This is a genomic window from Belliella filtrata (assembly GCF_022549775.1).
In the GTDB taxonomy this organism is placed as follows: Bacteria; Bacteroidota; Bacteroidia; order Cytophagales; family Cyclobacteriaceae; genus Belliella; species Belliella filtrata.
Genome location: NZ_JAKZGP010000005.1, coordinates 18,657 through 36,770 on the forward strand (window position 1 = coordinate 18,657; position 18,114 = coordinate 36,770).

Annotated in this window: 17 protein-coding genes and 1 riboswitch; of the genes, 8 read left to right on the top strand and 9 right to left on the bottom strand. The window is 36.7% G+C overall.

Annotated features, from left to right (window positions below; all coding sequences use genetic code 11):
- Positions 1 to 101: 101 nt before the first annotated feature.
- The 4 genes from MM239_RS03515 to MM239_RS03530 all read right to left on the bottom strand — a co-directional run bounded on the left by MM239_RS03515 (position 102) and on the right by MM239_RS03530 (position 2,681).
- Positions 102 to 992: a Ppx/GppA phosphatase family protein gene (locus MM239_RS03515; protein ID WP_241346630.1), complete on the bottom strand. Its 891-nt coding sequence runs from the start codon at positions 990 to 992 to the stop codon at positions 102 to 104.
- A 105-nt stretch (positions 993 to 1,097) separates the two neighbouring features.
- On the bottom strand, positions 1,098 to 1,307 hold the full coding sequence (locus MM239_RS03520) for a hypothetical protein (protein ID WP_241346632.1): 210 nt from the start codon (positions 1,305 to 1,307) through the stop codon (positions 1,098 to 1,100).
- Positions 1,308 to 1,354: 47 nt separating this feature from the next.
- Complete coding sequence (locus MM239_RS03525) at positions 1,355 to 2,341, bottom strand: TerC/Alx family metal homeostasis membrane protein (RefSeq protein ID WP_241346634.1); 987 nt, start codon at positions 2,339 to 2,341, stop codon at positions 1,355 to 1,357.
- A 58-nt stretch (positions 2,342 to 2,399) separates the two neighbouring features.
- Positions 2,400 to 2,681 carry a DUF202 domain-containing protein gene (locus tag MM239_RS03530; RefSeq protein ID WP_241346635.1) on the bottom strand — a complete coding sequence of 94 codons (282 nt, stop codon included), beginning with the start codon at positions 2,679 to 2,681 and terminating at the stop codon, positions 2,400 to 2,402.
- Between the two features lie 132 nt (positions 2,682 to 2,813).
- Here MM239_RS03530 and MM239_RS03535 point away from each other — a divergent pair, with 132 nt between their 5' ends.
- Positions 2,814 to 3,296, top strand: coding sequence for a deoxycytidylate deaminase (locus MM239_RS03535; protein ID WP_241346637.1), 483 nt, complete (start codon positions 2,814 to 2,816; stop codon positions 3,294 to 3,296).
- 162 nt (positions 3,297 to 3,458) lie between these two features.
- On the opposite strand, the gene murB is transcribed toward MM239_RS03535, so the two are convergent.
- The gene (gene murB / locus MM239_RS03540) at positions 3,459 to 4,472 is read right to left on the bottom strand and encodes a UDP-N-acetylmuramate dehydrogenase (RefSeq protein ID WP_241346640.1); all 1,014 of its coding nucleotides are present in this window, start codon (positions 4,470 to 4,472) and stop codon (positions 3,459 to 3,461) included.
- Positions 4,473 to 4,559: 87 nt separating this feature from the next.
- On the opposite strand from murB, the gene MM239_RS03545 reads away from it, so the two are divergent.
- The 6 genes from MM239_RS03545 (at position 4,560) to MM239_RS03570 (ending at position 11,501) form a co-directional block, all read left to right on the top strand.
- Positions 4,560 to 5,507: a succinylglutamate desuccinylase/aspartoacylase family protein gene (locus tag MM239_RS03545; protein WP_241346642.1), complete on the top strand. Its 948-nt coding sequence runs from the start codon at positions 4,560 to 4,562 to the stop codon at positions 5,505 to 5,507.
- Between the two features lie 229 nt (positions 5,508 to 5,736).
- Positions 5,737 to 6,693 carry an aldo/keto reductase gene (locus MM239_RS03550; RefSeq protein WP_241346645.1) on the top strand — a complete coding sequence of 319 codons (957 nt, stop codon included), beginning with the start codon at positions 5,737 to 5,739 and terminating at the stop codon, positions 6,691 to 6,693.
- A 73-nt stretch (positions 6,694 to 6,766) separates the two neighbouring features.
- Complete coding sequence (locus MM239_RS03555; protein WP_241346646.1) at positions 6,767 to 7,390, top strand: hypothetical protein; 624 nt, start codon at positions 6,767 to 6,769, stop codon at positions 7,388 to 7,390.
- A 266-nt stretch (positions 7,391 to 7,656) separates the two neighbouring features.
- Positions 7,657 to 7,852, top strand: a riboswitch (cobalamin riboswitch).
- Positions 7,853 to 8,093: 241 nt separating this feature from the next.
- Positions 8,094 to 10,460 carry a 5-methyltetrahydropteroyltriglutamate--homocysteine S-methyltransferase gene (metE, locus tag MM239_RS03560; RefSeq protein WP_241346647.1) on the top strand — a complete coding sequence of 789 codons (2,367 nt, stop codon included), beginning with the start codon at positions 8,094 to 8,096 and terminating at the stop codon, positions 10,458 to 10,460.
- 175 nt (positions 10,461 to 10,635) lie between these two features.
- Positions 10,636 to 11,118, top strand: coding sequence for a PAS domain-containing protein (locus MM239_RS03565; RefSeq protein ID WP_241346648.1), 483 nt, complete (start codon positions 10,636 to 10,638; stop codon positions 11,116 to 11,118).
- The gene (locus tag MM239_RS03570) at positions 11,115 to 11,501 is read left to right on the top strand and encodes an acyl-CoA thioesterase (protein ID WP_241346650.1); all 387 of its coding nucleotides are present in this window, start codon (positions 11,115 to 11,117) and stop codon (positions 11,499 to 11,501) included. The genes MM239_RS03565 and MM239_RS03570 overlap by 4 nt, the downstream gene beginning before the upstream one ends.
- Before the next feature lie 7 nt (positions 11,502 to 11,508).
- Here the strand turns inward: MM239_RS03570 and MM239_RS03575 are convergent, their stop codons facing one another.
- Positions 11,509 to 12,420: an SMP-30/gluconolactonase/LRE family protein gene (locus MM239_RS03575; protein ID WP_241346652.1), complete on the bottom strand. Its 912-nt coding sequence runs from the start codon at positions 12,418 to 12,420 to the stop codon at positions 11,509 to 11,511.
- Between the two features lie 121 nt (positions 12,421 to 12,541).
- On the opposite strand from MM239_RS03575, the gene MM239_RS03580 reads away from it, so the two are divergent.
- Positions 12,542 to 14,095 carry an AbgT family transporter gene (locus MM239_RS03580; protein WP_241346653.1) on the top strand — a complete coding sequence of 518 codons (1,554 nt, stop codon included), beginning with the start codon at positions 12,542 to 12,544 and terminating at the stop codon, positions 14,093 to 14,095.
- 85 nt (positions 14,096 to 14,180) lie between these two features.
- Here the strand turns inward: MM239_RS03580 and MM239_RS03585 are convergent, their stop codons facing one another.
- The 3 genes from MM239_RS03585 to MM239_RS03595 form a co-directional block, all read right to left on the bottom strand.
- Complete coding sequence (locus MM239_RS03585; protein ID WP_241346655.1) at positions 14,181 to 15,566, bottom strand: exonuclease domain-containing protein; 1,386 nt, start codon at positions 15,564 to 15,566, stop codon at positions 14,181 to 14,183.
- A 130-nt stretch (positions 15,567 to 15,696) separates the two neighbouring features.
- On the bottom strand, positions 15,697 to 16,878 hold the full coding sequence (locus tag MM239_RS03590; protein WP_241346657.1) for an aspartate aminotransferase family protein: 1,182 nt from the start codon (positions 16,876 to 16,878) through the stop codon (positions 15,697 to 15,699).
- A gap of 107 nt (positions 16,879 to 16,985) precedes the next feature.
- Positions 16,986 to 17,885 (bottom strand): class I SAM-dependent methyltransferase, encoded by a 900-nt coding sequence (locus MM239_RS03595; protein WP_241346659.1) that lies wholly within the window; start codon positions 17,883 to 17,885, stop codon positions 16,986 to 16,988.
- Positions 17,886 to 18,114: the final 229 nt, after the last annotated feature.

An 18,114-nucleotide genomic window follows, 5' to 3' on the forward strand; every position in this document is an offset into this window, starting at 1 on the left:
GAGATTGAATATATATAAAAGCGAGGGTTTTAGAAGCTAATTCTAAAACCCTCGCTTGTTCTTATAGTAATGAAATAAGAAAGTAAATTGAAAACAAAAAGTTAATTGTTAGACTTTTTCATTTTATTTCTTTCATAGAGTACATTCATCAAGCCATCCTTCAACCCCACATCGGGTACTATCATTCTTTTTGAGGACGCGGCTGACATAGCGGCAAGGTAAATTTTACTGGCTGGTATAATCACATCAGCCCGATCGGGGTTCAAATTGAGCTTATTTACCCTATCATCATAAGAAAAAGTCTCTAAATAAGCTTTGATCTCGGTGATCTTTTCAATACTTATGTATCTTTTGTTTTTGGATGGATTACTGAGCTCAAATATTTTATTAATGTTACCACCAGTTCCAATACAAGTGATTTTATCTTTTTTAGAAATATGATCACTGATGAACTTATTCATACTCCTCCAGACGGTTTCAGGAATGTTATCATCTAGTGCCCTGACGGATCCAATCTTGAATGATTTAGAAGCAACCTTCTGTTGCTTATTGTAAATATTAAGCTCTGTACTCCCGCCACCTACATCTATATGTAAATAGGGCTTATCATCTATATAAGACCATAAAGCTAGGTTAATCAGCTCGGCTTCCCGATTTCCATCTATGATTTGAATTTTCAATCCTATGTCTTGCTTTACTTCGTCTACAATTTCTTTACCATTAGAAGACTCTCTCATGGCCGAAGTTGCGCAGACCATATAATCATCGACTTCATAAAGATCAATTAAAAGTTTGAAAGCCTTCATTAATTTGACAAACTTTCTCCTATTTTTCTCGCTAATTTTTTGGACATGAAACACATCCATGCCTAGTCTGAGCGGAAATCTTAAATACTCAAGTTTTTTGAAGTTGATGCTGCCTTCATAATGAGTTACATTGGTGATTTGCAGTCTAATGGCATTTGATCCGATGTCTACAGCGGCTAGTTTCAAGGTTTGATTTAGGTTTGATGATAACAAAATTATTTCGATATGATTTGTGCAAATGACAAATCATATCGAAAATAGCCAAAAATGATTGAATAGGATTATAAAATCCTATTTTTTTCTTGTGGTGATAAGTAAAATAATTCCAGCTGCTATGCTAATACCACCTGCATAGTTTGGCCAACTTACTTCATTTTCCTTTTCTTTATTAACTTGAATAGGACCTGCATCGATAATGTTTTCTTCCGTATTGAATGAAAATCCTGAAAAGATAAACATGGCAATGCCTACGACGATTAATATAATTCCAAATGCTTTCATAATGTTAGTTGGTTTTTTCTAACACTTAAAGCAAGAAGTTTACCAAACTACTTGCTTTCTTGCAAGGATTTATACCTTTTCCATGAAGCTATAATACTTATGGCAAGAATGGAAATGATTACTGTCAGCGAAATGTATGCTGGCGGATGATAAAATGCCGAAATAAGCATTTTTACTCCAACAAAGCCTAAAATGAAAGATAACCCATAATGAAGGTAATGAAACATATCAAAGCTATTGGCAAGTAAAAAATACAAAGACCTAAGTCCAAGAATTGCAAAAATATTGGAGGTATACAATATCACAGGATCATTAGAAATGGCAAATATTGCAGGTATAGAGTCAACGGCAAATAATAGATCTGTGAATTCAATAACAGCCACTACTACCAAGAGTTGAGTCGCAAACCTTTTGCCGTTTATCCTAACGAAAAAATTGCTTCCATGATAATTGCTGTCTACTCGGAATATTTTGTGAATCAGTCTAGTGCCCAGCGACCTGGAAAAGTCTTTAGCTGAATCATCTTGATCATTTTGGCCAAATGTCTGAATTCCTGCATAGATCAAAAAGAAACCAAAAATGGTTAATATCACATTGATTTTCACCTCATATCCCAGTACACTAAATGTAGGCAGGAAAGTAAGCTCAATAAGAGCAACTCCAAAGAATATGAATAAAGCACGTAAAATGATGGCTCCTAAAATCCCATAAAACAATACTTTGTGTTGATATTTATCAGGTACTTTGAAATACTTGAATACTAAAATAAAGACGAAGAGATTATCAACACTCAATGCTTTTTCTATGATAAATGCAGCATAATAGTCAGATGCTTTTTCTGCTCCAAAGTCTAAGTAAATATAGCCACCGAAAAGTAAACCAATCCCGATCCAAACGATAGACCAATTTAATGCTTCTTTTGTAGATACCTTATGTGCTTCCTTATTGAAAACAAATAAATCAATAGCGAGCAATGCTATTATAATTACAGCGAATCCTATAAGCGCATAGCTTTTATCTTGAATGTATTCCAATGAAATAATATTTACAATTTATAAGAATTAATAAGTAAAAATGATGAATAAAAATAGCTTACATGGTGTTGTAAACGCCTTTTTTTAACTTCTTTTTTACCTTGAAATAATTGAAAAAGCCTAAAAACATCAAACCAATACTTAAAGCAAATGCCAGGTAACCCAAGTCACTGATGTGACTCAATACGTTTACTTCCATAAGGGCTGTACCACTGACCAAAAAATAAAGGGATGTTCTGATATATGAAAGAAGCGTTCTATCATTGGCAAGTGTGGTTCGCTGTCTGGCAAGATAATCTCGGACTATCATTTGTTCTTCAGGTAATTTCTCTTTTTCCATGTTGTAAAACCTTTGATACAAAAGTAAAAATTTATCCTCTGAAATTTGTGAAATAAAGCTCACAATCCGATGAAGATTTGTTTTCTTTGCCAATTCAACTTAATTTCCCTTAAATACCGTACAGCTTTAGAGATGGATAAACCGAATTTTGATGATATTTTTATGGAATTGGCAGTGAATCTAGCCAAGAGATCTCATTGTATCAAAAAGCATGTAGGTGCAGTATTGACCAAGGAAACTAGAATCATATCTATTGGATATAACGGACCTCCTTCAGGCACACACAATTGCGACGAGGAATTTCCTCACGAAGGATGTGCTAGAGATAGTAAAGGAAGCTGTACTTTGGCGATTCATGCAGAGCAAAATGCTATCTTATACGCTGTAAAGAACAATACCTCTGTAGAAGGATCAACACTTTATGTGACTTTAGCGCCTTGTTTGGCATGTGCTAGAATCATATTTTCAATGGGAATACATCGCGTAATTTACCTGTATTCTTATGCAGAATACAAAGGCTTACCTTTTGATGAAGGTGTTGAATTCCTGAAAAAATTTGGAGTTACAGTCGAAAAATATGAGAAAACTATTGCTATGGAAGATCCATTGATTTAAGGCTAGCTAAAAAATTGATTGTATGTATTTTTAGAAAGTTTTAAATGAGCTTGTTACAAATTTCTTGCAATACTTCTTATACTTCATAGATTGGTAGTATTTGAAATCCATAATATATCAAGGTTTTCAAGTAGACTTACCTTAGTTGAATACGGTTCAAACTTATAGGAAATTTACTTCTGGGTGAAGCATGATCCCAAATTTGTTGAATACCGAAGTTCGGATTTCTTTACTCAACTTGGCAATTTCCAAACCATCACCATTTCCATAGTTCACCAATACCAAGGGTTGATTTTTGTGAACACCAATACTTCCAAAAGTTTTACCTTTCCAGCCATCTTGCTCAATAAGCCATGCTGCAGGTACTTTTATACCTCCTTCCACAGGATACCCTGGTATGCTTGAGTACTTCTCTTTCAACTCATCATATTGATCTGTAGAAATGGTTGGGTTTTTGAAAAAACTTCCAGCATTACCAATGACCTTTGGGTCAGGAAGCTTTTGCTGCCTGATTTGGATGACTGCATCTGATATTGACCTGATCGAGAGAGTTGTATTTCCCATTTGTTTCAAAGTCTCAGCAATTGCACCGTAAGACACATTGAATTTTGGTGTTTTATCGAGTTTGAAGTACACCTTGGTTATGATGTACTGATCTTTCAATTCATTTTTAAAGACACTCTCACGATACCCAAATTTACAACTATCCCAATCAAAAGTTTCTAAGGCTAAAGTCGCTCTGTTGATCGCTTCAAGTTTATCAAATACTTCTTTAATCTCAATACCATAAGCTCCTATGTTTTGCATTGGCGATGCTCCCACAGTGCCTGGAATCAAGGAAAGGTTTTCTACTCCAGCCCAATCATTGGCTATACAATGCATTACGAAATCATGCCATACTTCACCAGCTCCCACAGCTACTTGAAGATATCCATCCTTCTCTTGAGTAATCTCTATACCTTTTAGCTCTATTTTAAGTACCCATGCATCGATATCTTGAGTCAAGAGTATATTGCTACCACCACCCAAAACGATGAGCGAAACATCTTTTGATTTTGCTCCCTCAATGGCATTTTTAACATCATCAATTGATTCTGCAACCGAAAAAAACTTTGCTTTTTTATCAATTCCGAAGGTATTATAGGGTAGAAGTGAAATGTTTTCTTGTATATTCATGGTTAAAATTCTTCCTGCGAAGTAAACAAGATTTTGTTCAAATAGAAAGGTTCGCAGTATTTTAAAGTATGATTAAATTTTAGTAGCATGAAAGAAATGGTTATCAACGGCATAAGAATCAGGCCGGGACAAAGCGTCAATATTGAAATTGCAATTGCTAGATTACCAACACACACCTTGATCGATTTACCAATTATAATCAAACGGGCCAAAGAAGATGGTCCAGTAGTATTGATTTCTGGAGGAGTACATGGTGATGAGATCAATGGTATTGTTGCTGTAAAAAGGATGTTAGAAGAGGATGATATTACCCCAAAAAAAGGAACAGTGATTTTGATACCATTGGTTAATATTTATGGATTTTTGAGCAATTCGAGGACTTTCCCAGATGGTAGAGATCTCAACAGGAGTTTTCCTGGAAGTAAAAAGGGATCTCTGGCTTCACAAATTGCATTTATTTTGACCAATGAAATTATACCACTGATAGACTATGGTATAGATATTCACACTGGGGGAAGAATGCTGTCTAATTACCCTCAAATAAGAGTGGATTATAAAGACAAGAAAGGTGTTGAATTGGCTAAAGCTTTTGGAACTCATTATATTCTTAACTCTCCTCACATTGACAAATCCTTCAGAAAAGAAGCTTATAAAATGCGGAAAAGTATTCTTGTGTATGAAGGTGGGGAATCCATGCGCATTGATGACTTTGCAGTAGAGGAGGCTATTTCGGGTACTAAAAGACTTCTGCATCATCTGGGTATGCTGGATAGTGCGCCAGAACCCAAACAAGGACACCTTTTGACAGAAAGTTCTTGGTTGAGAGCCAAGATTTCAGGGATTTTCATGACATCTGTACAGTTGGGAGATCAAGTAAAGAAAGGTCAAGTACTGGCACGTATTTCTGATCCCTATGGGCAAGTGAAAGTACCTGTCAAATGTACTACAAATGGCTACATAGTAGGACTCAATAATAATCCAGTCGTGAACGCAGGTGATGCATTAATTCACGTGGGAAAAGGTGGGTTGATCTGATCTATGTTGCTTCAACCTCCAATTCAAATTAAAATGTTTTGGAGGTTTTCTCTTTTCCTAAAATCCGCAAACCTTTCAGGTTTTTATTAACGATGATTTGAGTTAGAGGAATAGTTAAGTTTCTACTAGAATAAAAATTTAATAATTCTAATAAATTACTTTCTTTTTAGTACCGCGTAGTGGTTTTATATGTATATTTATATTTGTCATAAGCCAACTAGAATAATCTATGAATTCTTTATCATTTGCAAATGGAGACCAGTTTCCAATCATTGGGTTGGGTACTTGGAAGTCTAAACCTGGGGAAGTATACCAAGCTGTATTATGGGCATTGAAATCAGGCTATAGACATATAGATTGTGCTGCTATTTACAACAATGAAGTGGAAGTAGGGAAAGCTTTAAGCCATGCATTTGCAGAAGGGATTGTAGCTAGAAAGGATCTATTTATCACCTCAAAACTTTGGAATGATAGTCACAGAATAGAAGATGTGAAGGTTGGTATTCAAAAATCTCTAAAAGAGTTGCAGCTTGATTACCTGGACCTATATTTAGTACATTGGCCTGTTAGTTTCAAAAAAGGAGTAGGCTTTGCTGAGAATAGAGAGCAGTATTACACCTATGAGGACGTTCCACTTGCACAGACTTGGCAGGGAATGCAACAGGTTCAGCAAGAAGGTATGACCAGGCATATTGGGGTTTCTAATTTCAATATCGCCAAACTCAAAGAGTTGTTTGCAGTGGGAGGGCAAGGTCCAGAATTGAATCAAGTAGAAATGCATCCTTATCTGAAACAAGAAAAACTAGTGAAATTTTGTAAGGAAAAGGGGATGCTAATGACAGCCTATTCCCCATTAGGATCAGGCGATAGGTCTTCATCAAGCAAAAAATCAGATGAACCAAAACTTTTCGAAGATCATCTGGTATCGAGCTTGGCAGATAAGTACAAAGTTAGTCCAGCTCAAATATTGATAGCTTTTTCGGTGCATAGGAATATTGCTGTGATCCCTAAGTCAGTAAACGAAGAAAGGATCAAACAGAATTTGGAAGCTGGCGCTATTAAATTTGAAGTAGAAGATTTCAAGGCATTGAATGCTATCACAACCCAATATCGGTTTATTGATGGTACTTTTTTTACTGGTTCCAAAAGCCCTTATAAACTAGCGGATCTGTGGGAAGAGTTTTAGGAATGCTGTCGAATATCCCAAAATCAAACTTTAGTTGTTTCAATTGCTTTTTTAAAATATTCACTTTCTACTAATGAGAAAAATATTCACTTTATTGTTGAGCTTAAGCCTGGTCGTGACATGTTTTGGACAGCAAACTGGCGTTGATTTTCAAAAATCTTGGAGGGTAGGACTAGGAACTTCTCTAAATGCGCATAGTTTCGTACAGGGAGATAATGGCATTTATAAAGAATTGACAGTAGATTATTCCTTAACCGATTATTTCAGTACGGGGGTGTATATTGGTCATCAAGATAGATCATATTCTTTTCCGTCTATGAATTCTACTGGATTAAGATTTTTTCAATACAACCAAAACTTAACACCTGTCGGTATCAGGGCTAATTTTAACCTCACTTCCTTTATTAACGAAAAAGTTAGCAAAAGTATACTTCCAGCTAACAAGTGGGAGGTTTACCTCAGCTATTTCGCTGGCATGGTGGTCAATAAAGTAACAGATAGATTCGATAGAAATGCTCATAATTCTCCTGATACCAATATAGACTACACCTACTACCTTACAAATGAGGATATCAGTTATCATGCAGGTCTATTGACAGGAGCAACATATTATCCTGTAAATAGTTTTGGTGTTTTTCTTGAGTTTGGATTAGGTACCATCGGAAATGTAAATACTGGGATTAGAATGAGATTTTAAATTTTATTTTCCTTTGAAGACATTTCCAATGACCTCATTTACCTTACAAAATAAAGCTTAGTAAAGTAGAAATGTCTTAGCCATTGCCTCTGGTTTGGATGAACATTGTCTAAAAAAACAAATTCAATCACCAAATAAAATTTGGTGATTGAATTCCACCTTTTATCAATCTGGCTAAATCCACAAAGATTTACTTAAAACTTAAAGAATGATAAATTTACTATAGGCTTTTTGCTAGCTTTGAGAATTGAAGTTCTTTACATCATTCTTTATCATCCGAAATCGGTTATACTTAGCGGTGTATTAAAAGGGAATCGTGTGTAAATCACGAGCTGTCGCGCAACTGTAAGTAACATACCAAAGGTTTTTGCCCGTGCATATCCACTGTTCTCTAATTTGAGAATGGGAAGGATGGCAAAATCCGTTACAAGTCAGGAGACCTGCCTTTTTCGAAATGACAATGCTTTCGCGATTTGAAGCTTATGGTCAAGTATGGTTCTGTTTACCTTAAAAGAGAAGTATTGCTAATTCTTCTGGTAAAACAGATTCATGAGAACATATGGACATGTTCTCAAATGGAAATGCTGTGTCTTGTCACCTCATTTTCCAATTACTTTTCAATTGCATCTTACCCAAAAGCATTGCTGAATCTTGTGATGAGCTTTTAACCTATTTATTTTCAAACAAATAAAGTTAAAAGACCATGCAAACGCATAACTTAGGCTATCCGCGAATAGGTAGTCAGCGTGAATTGAAAAAGGCTTGTGAAAACTATTGGGCCGGAAAAATCTCTCGTCAAGAACTCTTTCAGAGAGGCAATGAAATCAAACTTGCAAACTGGACAATTCAGCAGGATAATGGAATAGACTTGATTCCTTCCAATGATTTCTCTTATTATGATCATGTCTTGGACATGGCATTTAGCCTTGGTGCTATTCCAGAGCGATATCACCCTGTGATTTTAGACAAATCTAATGCTGAGATCGACCTATATTTTGCCATGGCAAGGGGTTATCAAGCTAAAGGACTTGATATCAAAGCCATGGAAATGACAAAATGGTTTGATACCAATTATCATTATATAGTTCCTGAGTTTCATAAAGGACAGACATTCAAACTGTTTTCTACCAAAATCATTCAGGAATTTGCTGAAGCCAAACTTGCAGGTTTCAAAACAAAACCTGTAATATTAGGCCCAGTTTCGTTTTTGTTGTTGGGTAAGGAAAAGGAAGCAGGATTTGATAGCATCGACTTGATCGATAACCTTCTACCTGTTTATTTTCAAATCTTAGAGAAGCTTATTGCTCATGGAGTCGAGTGGGTACAGTTTGATGAGCCGTTTTTAGCCTTAGACTTGAAGGAAAAAGAGAAACAAGCTTTTCTAACTACTTATAGCAAAATCAAAAAGGAATTTCCGCATCTCAAGACACTCTTAGCAACTTACTTTGGTAGTTTAGAGGAAAATTTATCATTTGCTGTCTCATTACCTGTTTGCTGTCTTCACGTAGACTTGGTAAGAGGTGTAGACCAACTGGCTGAATTACTAGCCAAGAAGCCTCAAAATCTTTCACTTTCTCTGGGTATAATAGATGGAAGAAATGTGTGGAAAAACGATTACCGAAAATCTTTGACTTTGATTCAAAAGGTAAAGTCAGTTGTAGCCAATGATCAAGTTTTTTTAGCTCCTTCATGTTCTTTATTGCATAGTCCATGTGATCTAGATAGTGAAAGCACCCTCGATACATCTATCAAATCTTGGCTTTCTTTTGCTAAGCAAAAATTGAATGAACTTCAAGATTTAAAAGTGCTAGCACAAGATTCAGTGTTAAATAAATTACTTACAGGTAGCCCTGAAGGTGAATTGACCGCTGAAACCTATGAAAACAACCAGAAAGCCATTGAAAGCAGGAAGAATTCAAGTTTAATTCATCACCAAAATGTAAAGCAAAGATTAAAAGAAGTAAATAATTCTGATTTTGAGAGAAATAGCGAGTTTTCTATTAGAAGAACAATTCAAAGAAAAATTTTGAATCTACCAAAGTATCCTACTACAACAATTGGTTCATTTCCTCAAACCAAAGAGGTGAGAAAGGCAAGAGCTGATTTCAAATTTGGTAGAATAACTGCTGATGAATATCAAACATTTATTCAAGATGAAACCAGAAAAACCATTTCAGCACAAGAAGAAATTGGATTGGATGTGTTGGTTCATGGTGAGTTTGAAAGAAATGATATGGTCGAATACTTTGGCGAAAGATTGAGAGGTTTTGCCTTTACAGCTTATGGCTGGGTCCAAAGTTATGGAAGCAGGTGTGTGAAGCCACCCATCATCTATGGAGACGTCTCAAGGCCTGAACCGATGACGATATATTGGACCAAGTATGCTCAATCTCTTACTGACAAATTTGTAAAAGGAATGCTAACTGGACCCGTGACAATATTGCAATGGTCTTTTGTTCGCGATGATCAGCCTAGAAGTCAGACATGTCAGCAAATAGCTCTGGCCATAAGAGATGAAGTAAAAGACCTGGAGAGTGAAGGTGTGAAGATCATACAGATCGATGAACCTGCCTTGAGAGAAGGATTACCCATCCGACAAAAAGACTGGGAGTCTTACTTGAGTTGGGCTATCGGTTCTTTCAAGCTTTCTGCAAGTGGTGTAAGAGATCAAACCCAGATCCATACACACATGTGCTATTCTGAGTTCAATGATATCATCAACCATATTGCAAATATGGATGCAGATGTAATCACCATCGAGTGTTCTCGTTCACAAATGGAGCTTTTGGATGCATTTGCAGATTTCAAATACCCAAATGAAATTGGCCCTGGAGTATATGATATTCATTCACCTAGAATTCCTTCCGCAAATGAAATGGTGGAATTGCTTCAAAAGGCAGCTTTAGTAATTCCAGACCAACAACTTTGGGTAAACCCAGATTGTGGTTTAAAGACTAGAAAGTGGGATGAAACCCGAAAGGCTTTGGAGCAAATGGTGTTAGCTGCAAAAGAAATGCGCCTTCATGCTAAAGAGAAGGCGTTTACCTTAAACACTATCTCGAGTAATTAATTGGAGATAGGGGAGAATCAAAATTAAAAATGTGCCTTTGTAGTGATTGGATTTGTGATTTAAATGTTGCTCCAATCCTATAAAGGCACTTATTAACTCAGTAGTAGATTCATCATGAGTTTTAGAGTTTATTAAAGAAAAAGTAATTGTATTCATTTGAAAATCATTTCATAAAATGTCTGAATTAGAAAAAGTGAAATTTCCACTTTGGTGCTGGGATATCGTTGTAGAGCAAAGGTGCTCTGATGCAGATAGTATTAAGAAAAAGGCTGAACTTAGGTTCATCACAAAATTAAGTCAGGATCATGGTTGGGTGTTTGATTGGAATATTTTGTTCGACTATGACTATGAAGCGATAGTAATAACTGACAAATTTCAACAGATCATCTGGGTAAATGATGGTTTTAAGCAAATGACTGGATATAACAAGTCCTTTGCTATTGGAAAAAGACCAAGAATATTACAAGGTGAAGATACTACACAGGTTTCTAGAACCAATATCAAAAGCAAACTGAAATTGGGGATATCATTTACAGAATCTATCATTAATTACAGGATAGATCAATCAAGTTATAATTGTGAATTGACTATTCACCCAATAAAAAATGATCAAGAAATTATCGTGGCATTCGTTGCATTCGAAAAAGAAATCTTATGAAAACAATAGAAGAGAGGATTATAGCTTCAGAAACCCATATTTTCAAAGCAGTATTTCCAAATACAACTAATCATTATGGGACCTTGTTTGGAGGTACTGCCATGCAGCTCATGGACGAAGTCGCATTTATCACGGCTACAAGATTTAGTAGGCAAAGAGTAGTAACGGTTTGTAGTGATAGAATAGACTTTACAAAGCCCATTCCTGAAGGTACATTTGTGGAATTGGTTGGGAAAGTAAAATCTGTAGGCAATACTAGCCTCAAAGTTCATGTAGATATCTTCATAGAAGAAATGTATCAGGATCTAAGAGAAAAGGCAGTAAGCGGAGAGTTTACTTTTGTGGCTTTAGATAAGGATAAAAAGCCTATACCTATAGTATAGTTTATGCTTAATAGGTTCCATGAACTTTCATTCTGATTTTATATACGGATTCTGAAGCCGTAATAAAAAGGGTTTTCCTATCAGGGCCAGCAAATACCACATTTGCTGTCCACTTCTCTGGAACTGGAATGTGTCCAATCTCTTCTCCTTTTTTATTGTAGATCCATACCCCTTTATCTCCAGTAAGGTATACATTCCCTTTTACATCCAAGGTCATTCCATCCGAACCTCTTTCTGTGAAGAGCTGTCTATTGGTCAGGAATCCATCTTCAATGATGTCATACTTGTAGGTTTTATTTGCTTCTATATCTGCTACATACAGCGTTTTCCCATCATATGTGCCTACGATGCCATTAGGCTTCACCAGGTTTTCATCTACTTTGAAGATTTGAAGACGATCGGCAGATACTAAATAAAGGTGCTCGCCACCTTGCTCAGACACGGCTTCTCTAGTCCAATAATCTCTTTTGTAAAGTGGATCAGTCACGTACATGGTGCCAGTTGGCGTGATGAAAAGATCATTTGGCCCATTTAATTTTTTACCTTGAAAACTTTCTATGATCACTTCATGGCTTCCGTCTTCATCTATACTCCATATTTGGTTTTTTTCATCAGCACAAGCGATTATCTTCCCGTCTTTATCTACAAACATTCCATTTGATCGTCCTGCATTCTCTTTAAACAGCTCCGTTTTATTTGTGAAAAAGGACCATTTGAAAATTTTATTGTTTGGCTGATCTGAAAAATAAACATCTCCCAACCTGGTAACTGCTGGTCCTTCTGTGAAGCCAAAGCCATCAGCTACTTTTTCAAGACTTGCATTTTTTTCGATTAAGTTCTTCTTATCTACAATTTGTCCAAAAGCAATAGATGAACATAAACATATGGCTAAGCTTAGAAGCGTTGATTGAAGTTTCATTGATACTTGATTTGATAAATAAATTTGATTGGCAAGATAAGACACTCTGGCTGTTTTTTCTAATCTATACATTGTAAATGCAGGATAGCTTATTACTTTTGAACAATTCTAAGCGTAAACCATGGAAAAATTAGAAAAAAAGAGCAGATCGACCCTTGACATCTTTTTAGATGTCATAGAAAAAGCTGGAAATAAACTGCCTGATCCAGCCATGTTATTTTTGATCTTATTGATTTTGACATGGATATTCTCTGCTATTTTATCACCTATTGATTTCAATGCCTTTGACCCTATATCAGGACAAGATCTACGTGTTGTCAACTTGCTTCAAAGTGATAGATTTGCTGATTTTCTTTCCAACATGATTGGGATTTTTATTGGATTTCCGCCATTAGGAGTAGTGCTATTGGCCATGCTAGGTGTGGGTTTAGCAGAGCATTCAGGGTTTATCAATGCCGGCCTGAAGTACCTGCTTAGCGTCACTCCCAGGATGTTGATCACGCCTATTTTGGTATTGGTGGCCATAGTAAGTCATACGGCTGCAGATGCAGGATATGTATTGGTGATACCCCTGGGAGGAGTGATATTTTATGCTGCGGGAAGACACCCATTGGCTGGAATAGCAGCGGCATTTGCTGGAGTTTCGGGTGGGTTTAGTGCCAATTTTATCCCATCTAGTATCGATCCCATGATTCAGAGTTATACCCAAGCAGCGGCGCAGATTGTTGAAGCAGATATTTCACTAAACCCACTTAACAATATTATATTCACAGGGTTATCTAGTGTCGTAGTGATAGCAGTTGTGTGGTTTTTGACTGATAGAGTTATTGAGCCTAGGTTGAGTAAAAATAATAAAGTAGATGCCAATCTAACGGATATTCCAGAGATGCAGACATTGGAGTCCAAAGAGAAAAGAGCCTTTTGGATTGCTTTCGGTACTTTGATTTTAGGTTCAGTTTTGCTATTCTTTTGGGTGCTTCCAGAAGATTCTGCAATGAGAGATCCTGAAGGAAACATTACTTCTCGAACAGCACCATTAATGGCATCTATCGTCCCTTTGATATTTATTCTGTTTTGGATTCCAGGTTTGGTATATGGTTTTGCAAGTGGAGCATATACTTCCATGAAAAACATGGTAGAAGGCATGAGCAAAGCAATGGGGAGTATGGCTCATTACATCGTGATGGCTTTTTTCTGTGCTTTGTTTATTTATGCTTTTACAGCTTCAAAAATGGGTAGTATTGCCGCATTAAAAGGAGCAGAATTCCTTCAATCACTTGGTCTTCCAGCACAACTGACAATTATCGGTATCATTTTGCTTACAGCTATTGTTAACTTGTTTGTAGGATCTGCATCGGCTAAATGGGCCCTTATCAGCCCGATTTTTGTTCCTATGCTCATGCAGTTGGGAATTTCACCAGACCTTACACAAGCGGCGTATAGGGTAGGAGACTCTGTTTCTAACATCATCACCCCACTACTACCTTATTTTCCTTTAATTGTGGTATTCTGTCAAAAATATGTAAAATCAACAGGAATCGGCACACTCGTTTCCATCATGCTGCCTTATGCCATTACCCTGCTGATTGTTTGGACGATTTTCTTATTGGTATATTGGACCTTGGGAATTCCTCTAGGATTCCAATCGACCTATGAGTATGTGATGGTGAAATAGGGTCTAGTAGAAAACACATTCCCCTTTGGCTTGGATCTGGTCTATGATGGGGTTAACAATACCATTTGAAAAAAATATTTTAGAATTATTCTAAAACGATGATATCTGACATCTTTATCTTAGGGAGAAATGCTCGTAAAATAAATTTGGTCTCTTTATGGCTGGTAAATAACTCCAGCCTGTCGATGATATCACTTTGTTGATTGATGTCTTCTTGATTATCTATAAAGCAATAGCCTTTGAAAATTCCTTTTTCAAACAGCATGGCGGATTTTTCTGAATGGGATCTCCCTTGGTCTCTGATGATTATACTATCAGCCTTTTCTTGAATACTATTCAAAAACTGCTCTACTCGCTCATTGTATGCTGAAGGTGTCTCTTGATTACAACAAGCTCCTTTGCATGCATTGATTTGATAGTCGTAGCAAGCACCTTTTGGTGTTTGCAAGCTTGCAAGTTTTGGGCATAGGTTATATGTTGAAACTGCTTCTGTCAAAAATTTCCGAGCTTCAAAATTACTTTCAAATTCCCTAATCGAAGAGGGGAGGTTTATACCTTTTGCCACTTGAAACCGCATGTATCCAGCACCGTCAAGGTATTGGATCACATGCCAACCAGCACTGATAAACTTTTGAGATTTGTTATACTTAGGCCAAAGCTTCTTGATCTCTTGCATTTCTATCAAATAGGCAAGCATTTCGCTTCCTGTGAGTTTCCAAGTTACTTTATGGATTTCTTGCTTGAGTTTGTGCTTTGCATTTCCTTGTGTGCTACCTGTGAAATGTCCTTTAAACCTACTTTTGATATTCAGTGCTTTTCCCACGTAGATAATCTTACCATGAACATCATGAAAAAAGTAGATTCCTGTCTTCTCAGGCAGTTCTTCATATTGTTGTTTTGAAATATGTGGTGGCAAAAACGCTTCACCATTATTCTTTTTCAAAGCACTTTTGATGGTATCTGGTGCTGTTGCTAGTAATTTTTCAAACAATAGAACTGTGGCCTCTGCATCTCCAAATGCTCTATGGCGGGAATGAATAGGTATATCCAGCTGCTCACAAAGCAAACCTAAGCTGTAAGATTTCATGCCTGGAAAGATTTTTCTACTTTGCCTTACTGTACATATTTTTTCAGGTTTGAAAACAATGCCAACACGATCAAAAGCTTTTTGAATAAAAGTACAATCGAAGTTTACATTGTGTGCTACAAAAACCCTGTTGTTCAGCAATTCATATATAGTAGGCGCAACTTCTTCAAAAGTTGGTGCATCGGCAACCATTTTTGCATCTATTCCCGTCAAACCAGTGATAAACCCAGGAATAAAACGCTCTGGATTGATCAAAGTCTGATACCGGTCAATCACCTCCTTGCCATTATGAACCAAAATTGCAATCTCTGTAATCCCTAATCCAACACCGGGATTTCCTCCAGTGGTTTCTATATCTACTATGGCGAATTCTCTATCAAGCATGCTGTAAATTTATAAAACAGCCATCAGTTCATCTCATCACATGACAGTAATTGACTCAAAAGATTTTTTGTAATCAAATCATGAACATCAAGCAGTATGATAACTTACTTGATGTAGAAAAGTTTGATCTTTAAGCTTGGTCTATTGCATGTAAGATAATGTCGCAGGCTTCTTTGATTTGATCATTAGAAATTGTTAGCGGAGGGGCTATTCTCATCGCATCATCACAAAACAGAAACCAATCAGTAATGACTCCATTAGCTATAGCATGATCTATGATGGGTTTTAGCGCATCAAATGAATCAAACTCCACAGCCATCATAAGTCCTTTATTTCTGATTCCTTTTATTCTTGGGTGAATCAAAAGAGATTTGAATAGTTCAGCTTTTTTGTCTACTCCTTCAATTAGCCTTTCTTCTAAAATGACTTTGATAGTTGCTAATGATGCAGCTGCACTCACAGGATGTCCCCCAAAAGTAGTAATGTGGCCAAGCAATGGGTTGTTTTTGAAAACAGCCATTACCGCTTGATTTGAAATAAAAGCTCCAATTGGCATTCCGCCACCCATGCCTTTGGCGCAGACCAAGATGTCGGGTACTATTCCATAATGCTCAAAAGCCCAGAACTTTCCAGTTCTTCCGAAACCAGCCTGGATTTCATCCAAAATTAGAAGTGTGCCTGTTTCATCACACTTTTTTCTCAATGCTTGAAAATACGCTGATTCTGCCACACGAATTCCAGCCTCACCTTGTACAGTTTCTAAAATTATGGCAGCTGTTTGCGTGTTTATATGTGAAAGCTCAGCTATTGAACCAAATTCAATGTTCCGAATACCTGGCAAAAGGGGCCTATATGCCCTTTTAAAAATTTCATTTCCTCCGATGGACAGCGCACCATGTGAAGAGCCATGATAGGCATTGACACAAGAAATAATTTCCCTTCTATTGGTGTATCGTTTTGCTAGCTTCAGGGCTCCTTCCACAGCTTCGCTACCACTATTGACCAAATAGACATTGTTCAAGCTCGAAGGAAGGGTGTCTGTCAATGCTTTAGCTAATTGGGCTTGAGGACTTTGTACATATTCTCCATAAACCATAAGATGAAGATACTTGTCCAGCTGTTCTTGAATTGCAGCAAGTATTTTTGGATGTCTATGCCCAACATTGCTTACACCTATTCCTGAGATTAAGTCTATATATTTCTCTCCATTAGCTCCATACATGTAGACTCCCTCAGCTTTTTCAATCTCAATAAGAAGTGGAAAATCAGTAGTTTGAGCAAGATGAGAAAGGAATAGTTGCCTATTATTCATGAATGGATTTAATTTTAATGTAGCTAGATTTTTCCCTTTTTTTTCTCAACGATTATGAAGAGCGTTTGGATTAATTTTGTGTAAGTCTAGCTTCGTGATTTTTAGATTTATTTCACTTTTCTGAACCTAAAGAAGATTCCAAGCGGGAGTTTTTTGTTGAAATTATCCACCAAATATAACTCACCATGCTCTGCATTGTTGACTTCCTTGAAATTGGAGTGAACCAAGTTTGCAGCGATGATAGAGCTGAAACTCAGAGAATACATATTTAGGATCAAGAAATGCTGATCAGGCTCTAATAGTTCCGCACACAGTTTAAGCATTTCATTGATTTGCTCTTCCAGTATCCATTTTTCTCCATCTGGACCTCTTCCATAAGCAGGGGGATCTAGGATAATTCCATGATATTTATTTCCTCTTCTGACTTCTCTTTTGATGAACTTCATAGCATCATCCACAATCCACCTGATGCCGTCCAAGCCAGAAGATTCCATATTGTGTTTTGACCAAGTTACTACTTGTTTCACTGCATCGAGATGTGTCACTTCAGCGCCAGCAGCGCGTGCGGCAATACTTGCAGCACCAGTATATGCAAAAAGATTAAGGATTTTAGGATGCGCTACTTGAAGTTTGTCTACAGTATCTAAGATGTAATCCCAGTTGACAGCTTGCTCTGGAAACAGACCGATATGCTTAAATGAAGTCATTGCTAAGTTTAAGCTCAATGCAGACCCCTTGGGCACCTGGTACTTGATTTGCCAATTGTGAGGAATTTTCTTTTGCTCTATCCATTGACCTTTCTCTGGGTTGTTTTTCTCTTTTGAAAAAATAGCATGAGCTTGCTTCTTCCAATCTTCTGCACTCATACTTTTGTCCCAAATCGCTTGCGGCTCAGGCCTACTAAGGATATATGGGCCAAACCGTTCAAGTTTTTCAAATCCACCTGTATCGATCAACTCATAATCTTCCCAATGCTGGGGTGTAAGAGATAAAATAGTTTCCTTCATGACACAAAAATATGGATATAATTTAAGTGAGTGGCTAAAAAATAGTTTTTGAATTCAATTTTGTTCTATTGCATACTTCAAAACCTTGCATTTAAACTGATTTGTTTTTCAAATTTCCAAAACAATTGCAGGTACAAGAATACCTGCATCTTATCTATGTGAGGCAATTTCATAGTTAATAATTAAATTTTGCAGATTGAAATAAAACATATATTTCTAGCAAATTTTT

Bases quoted from the DNA above. Each gene is read 5' to 3' on its own strand.
- MM239_RS03520 (WP_241346632.1), bottom strand. From the start codon at position 1,307: ATGAAAGCATTTGGAATTATATTAATCGTCGTAGGCATTGCCATGTTT.
- MM239_RS03530 (WP_241346635.1), bottom strand. From the start codon at position 2,681: ATGGAAAAAGAGAAATTACCTGAAGAACAAATGATAGTCCGAGATTAT.
- MM239_RS03535 (WP_241346637.1), top strand. From the start codon at position 2,814: ATGGATAAACCGAATTTTGATGATATTTTTATGGAATTGGCAGTGAAT.
- murB (WP_241346640.1), bottom strand. From the start codon at position 4,472: ATGAATATACAAGAAAACATTTCACTTCTACCCTATAATACCTTCGGA.
- MM239_RS03545 (WP_241346642.1), top strand. From the start codon at position 4,560: ATGAAAGAAATGGTTATCAACGGCATAAGAATCAGGCCGGGACAAAGC.
- MM239_RS03550 (WP_241346645.1), top strand. From the start codon at position 5,737: ATGAATTCTTTATCATTTGCAAATGGAGACCAGTTTCCAATCATTGGG.
- MM239_RS03555 (WP_241346646.1), top strand. From the start codon at position 6,767: ATGAGAAAAATATTCACTTTATTGTTGAGCTTAAGCCTGGTCGTGACA.
- metE (WP_241346647.1), top strand. From the start codon at position 8,094: ATGCAAACGCATAACTTAGGCTATCCGCGAATAGGTAGTCAGCGTGAA.
- MM239_RS03565 (WP_241346648.1), top strand. From the start codon at position 10,636: ATGTCTGAATTAGAAAAAGTGAAATTTCCACTTTGGTGCTGGGATATC.
- MM239_RS03570 (WP_241346650.1), top strand. From the start codon at position 11,115: ATGAAAACAATAGAAGAGAGGATTATAGCTTCAGAAACCCATATTTTC.
- MM239_RS03575 (WP_241346652.1), bottom strand. From the start codon at position 12,420: ATGAAACTTCAATCAACGCTTCTAAGCTTAGCCATATGTTTATGTTCA.
- MM239_RS03580 (WP_241346653.1), top strand. From the start codon at position 12,542: ATGGAAAAATTAGAAAAAAAGAGCAGATCGACCCTTGACATCTTTTTA.
- MM239_RS03585 (WP_241346655.1), bottom strand. From the start codon at position 15,566: ATGCTTGATAGAGAATTCGCCATAGTAGATATAGAAACCACTGGAGGA.
- MM239_RS03590 (WP_241346657.1), bottom strand. From the start codon at position 16,878: ATGAATAATAGGCAACTATTCCTTTCTCATCTTGCTCAAACTACTGAT.
- MM239_RS03595 (WP_241346659.1), bottom strand. From the start codon at position 17,885: ATGAAGGAAACTATTTTATCTCTTACACCCCAGCATTGGGAAGATTAT.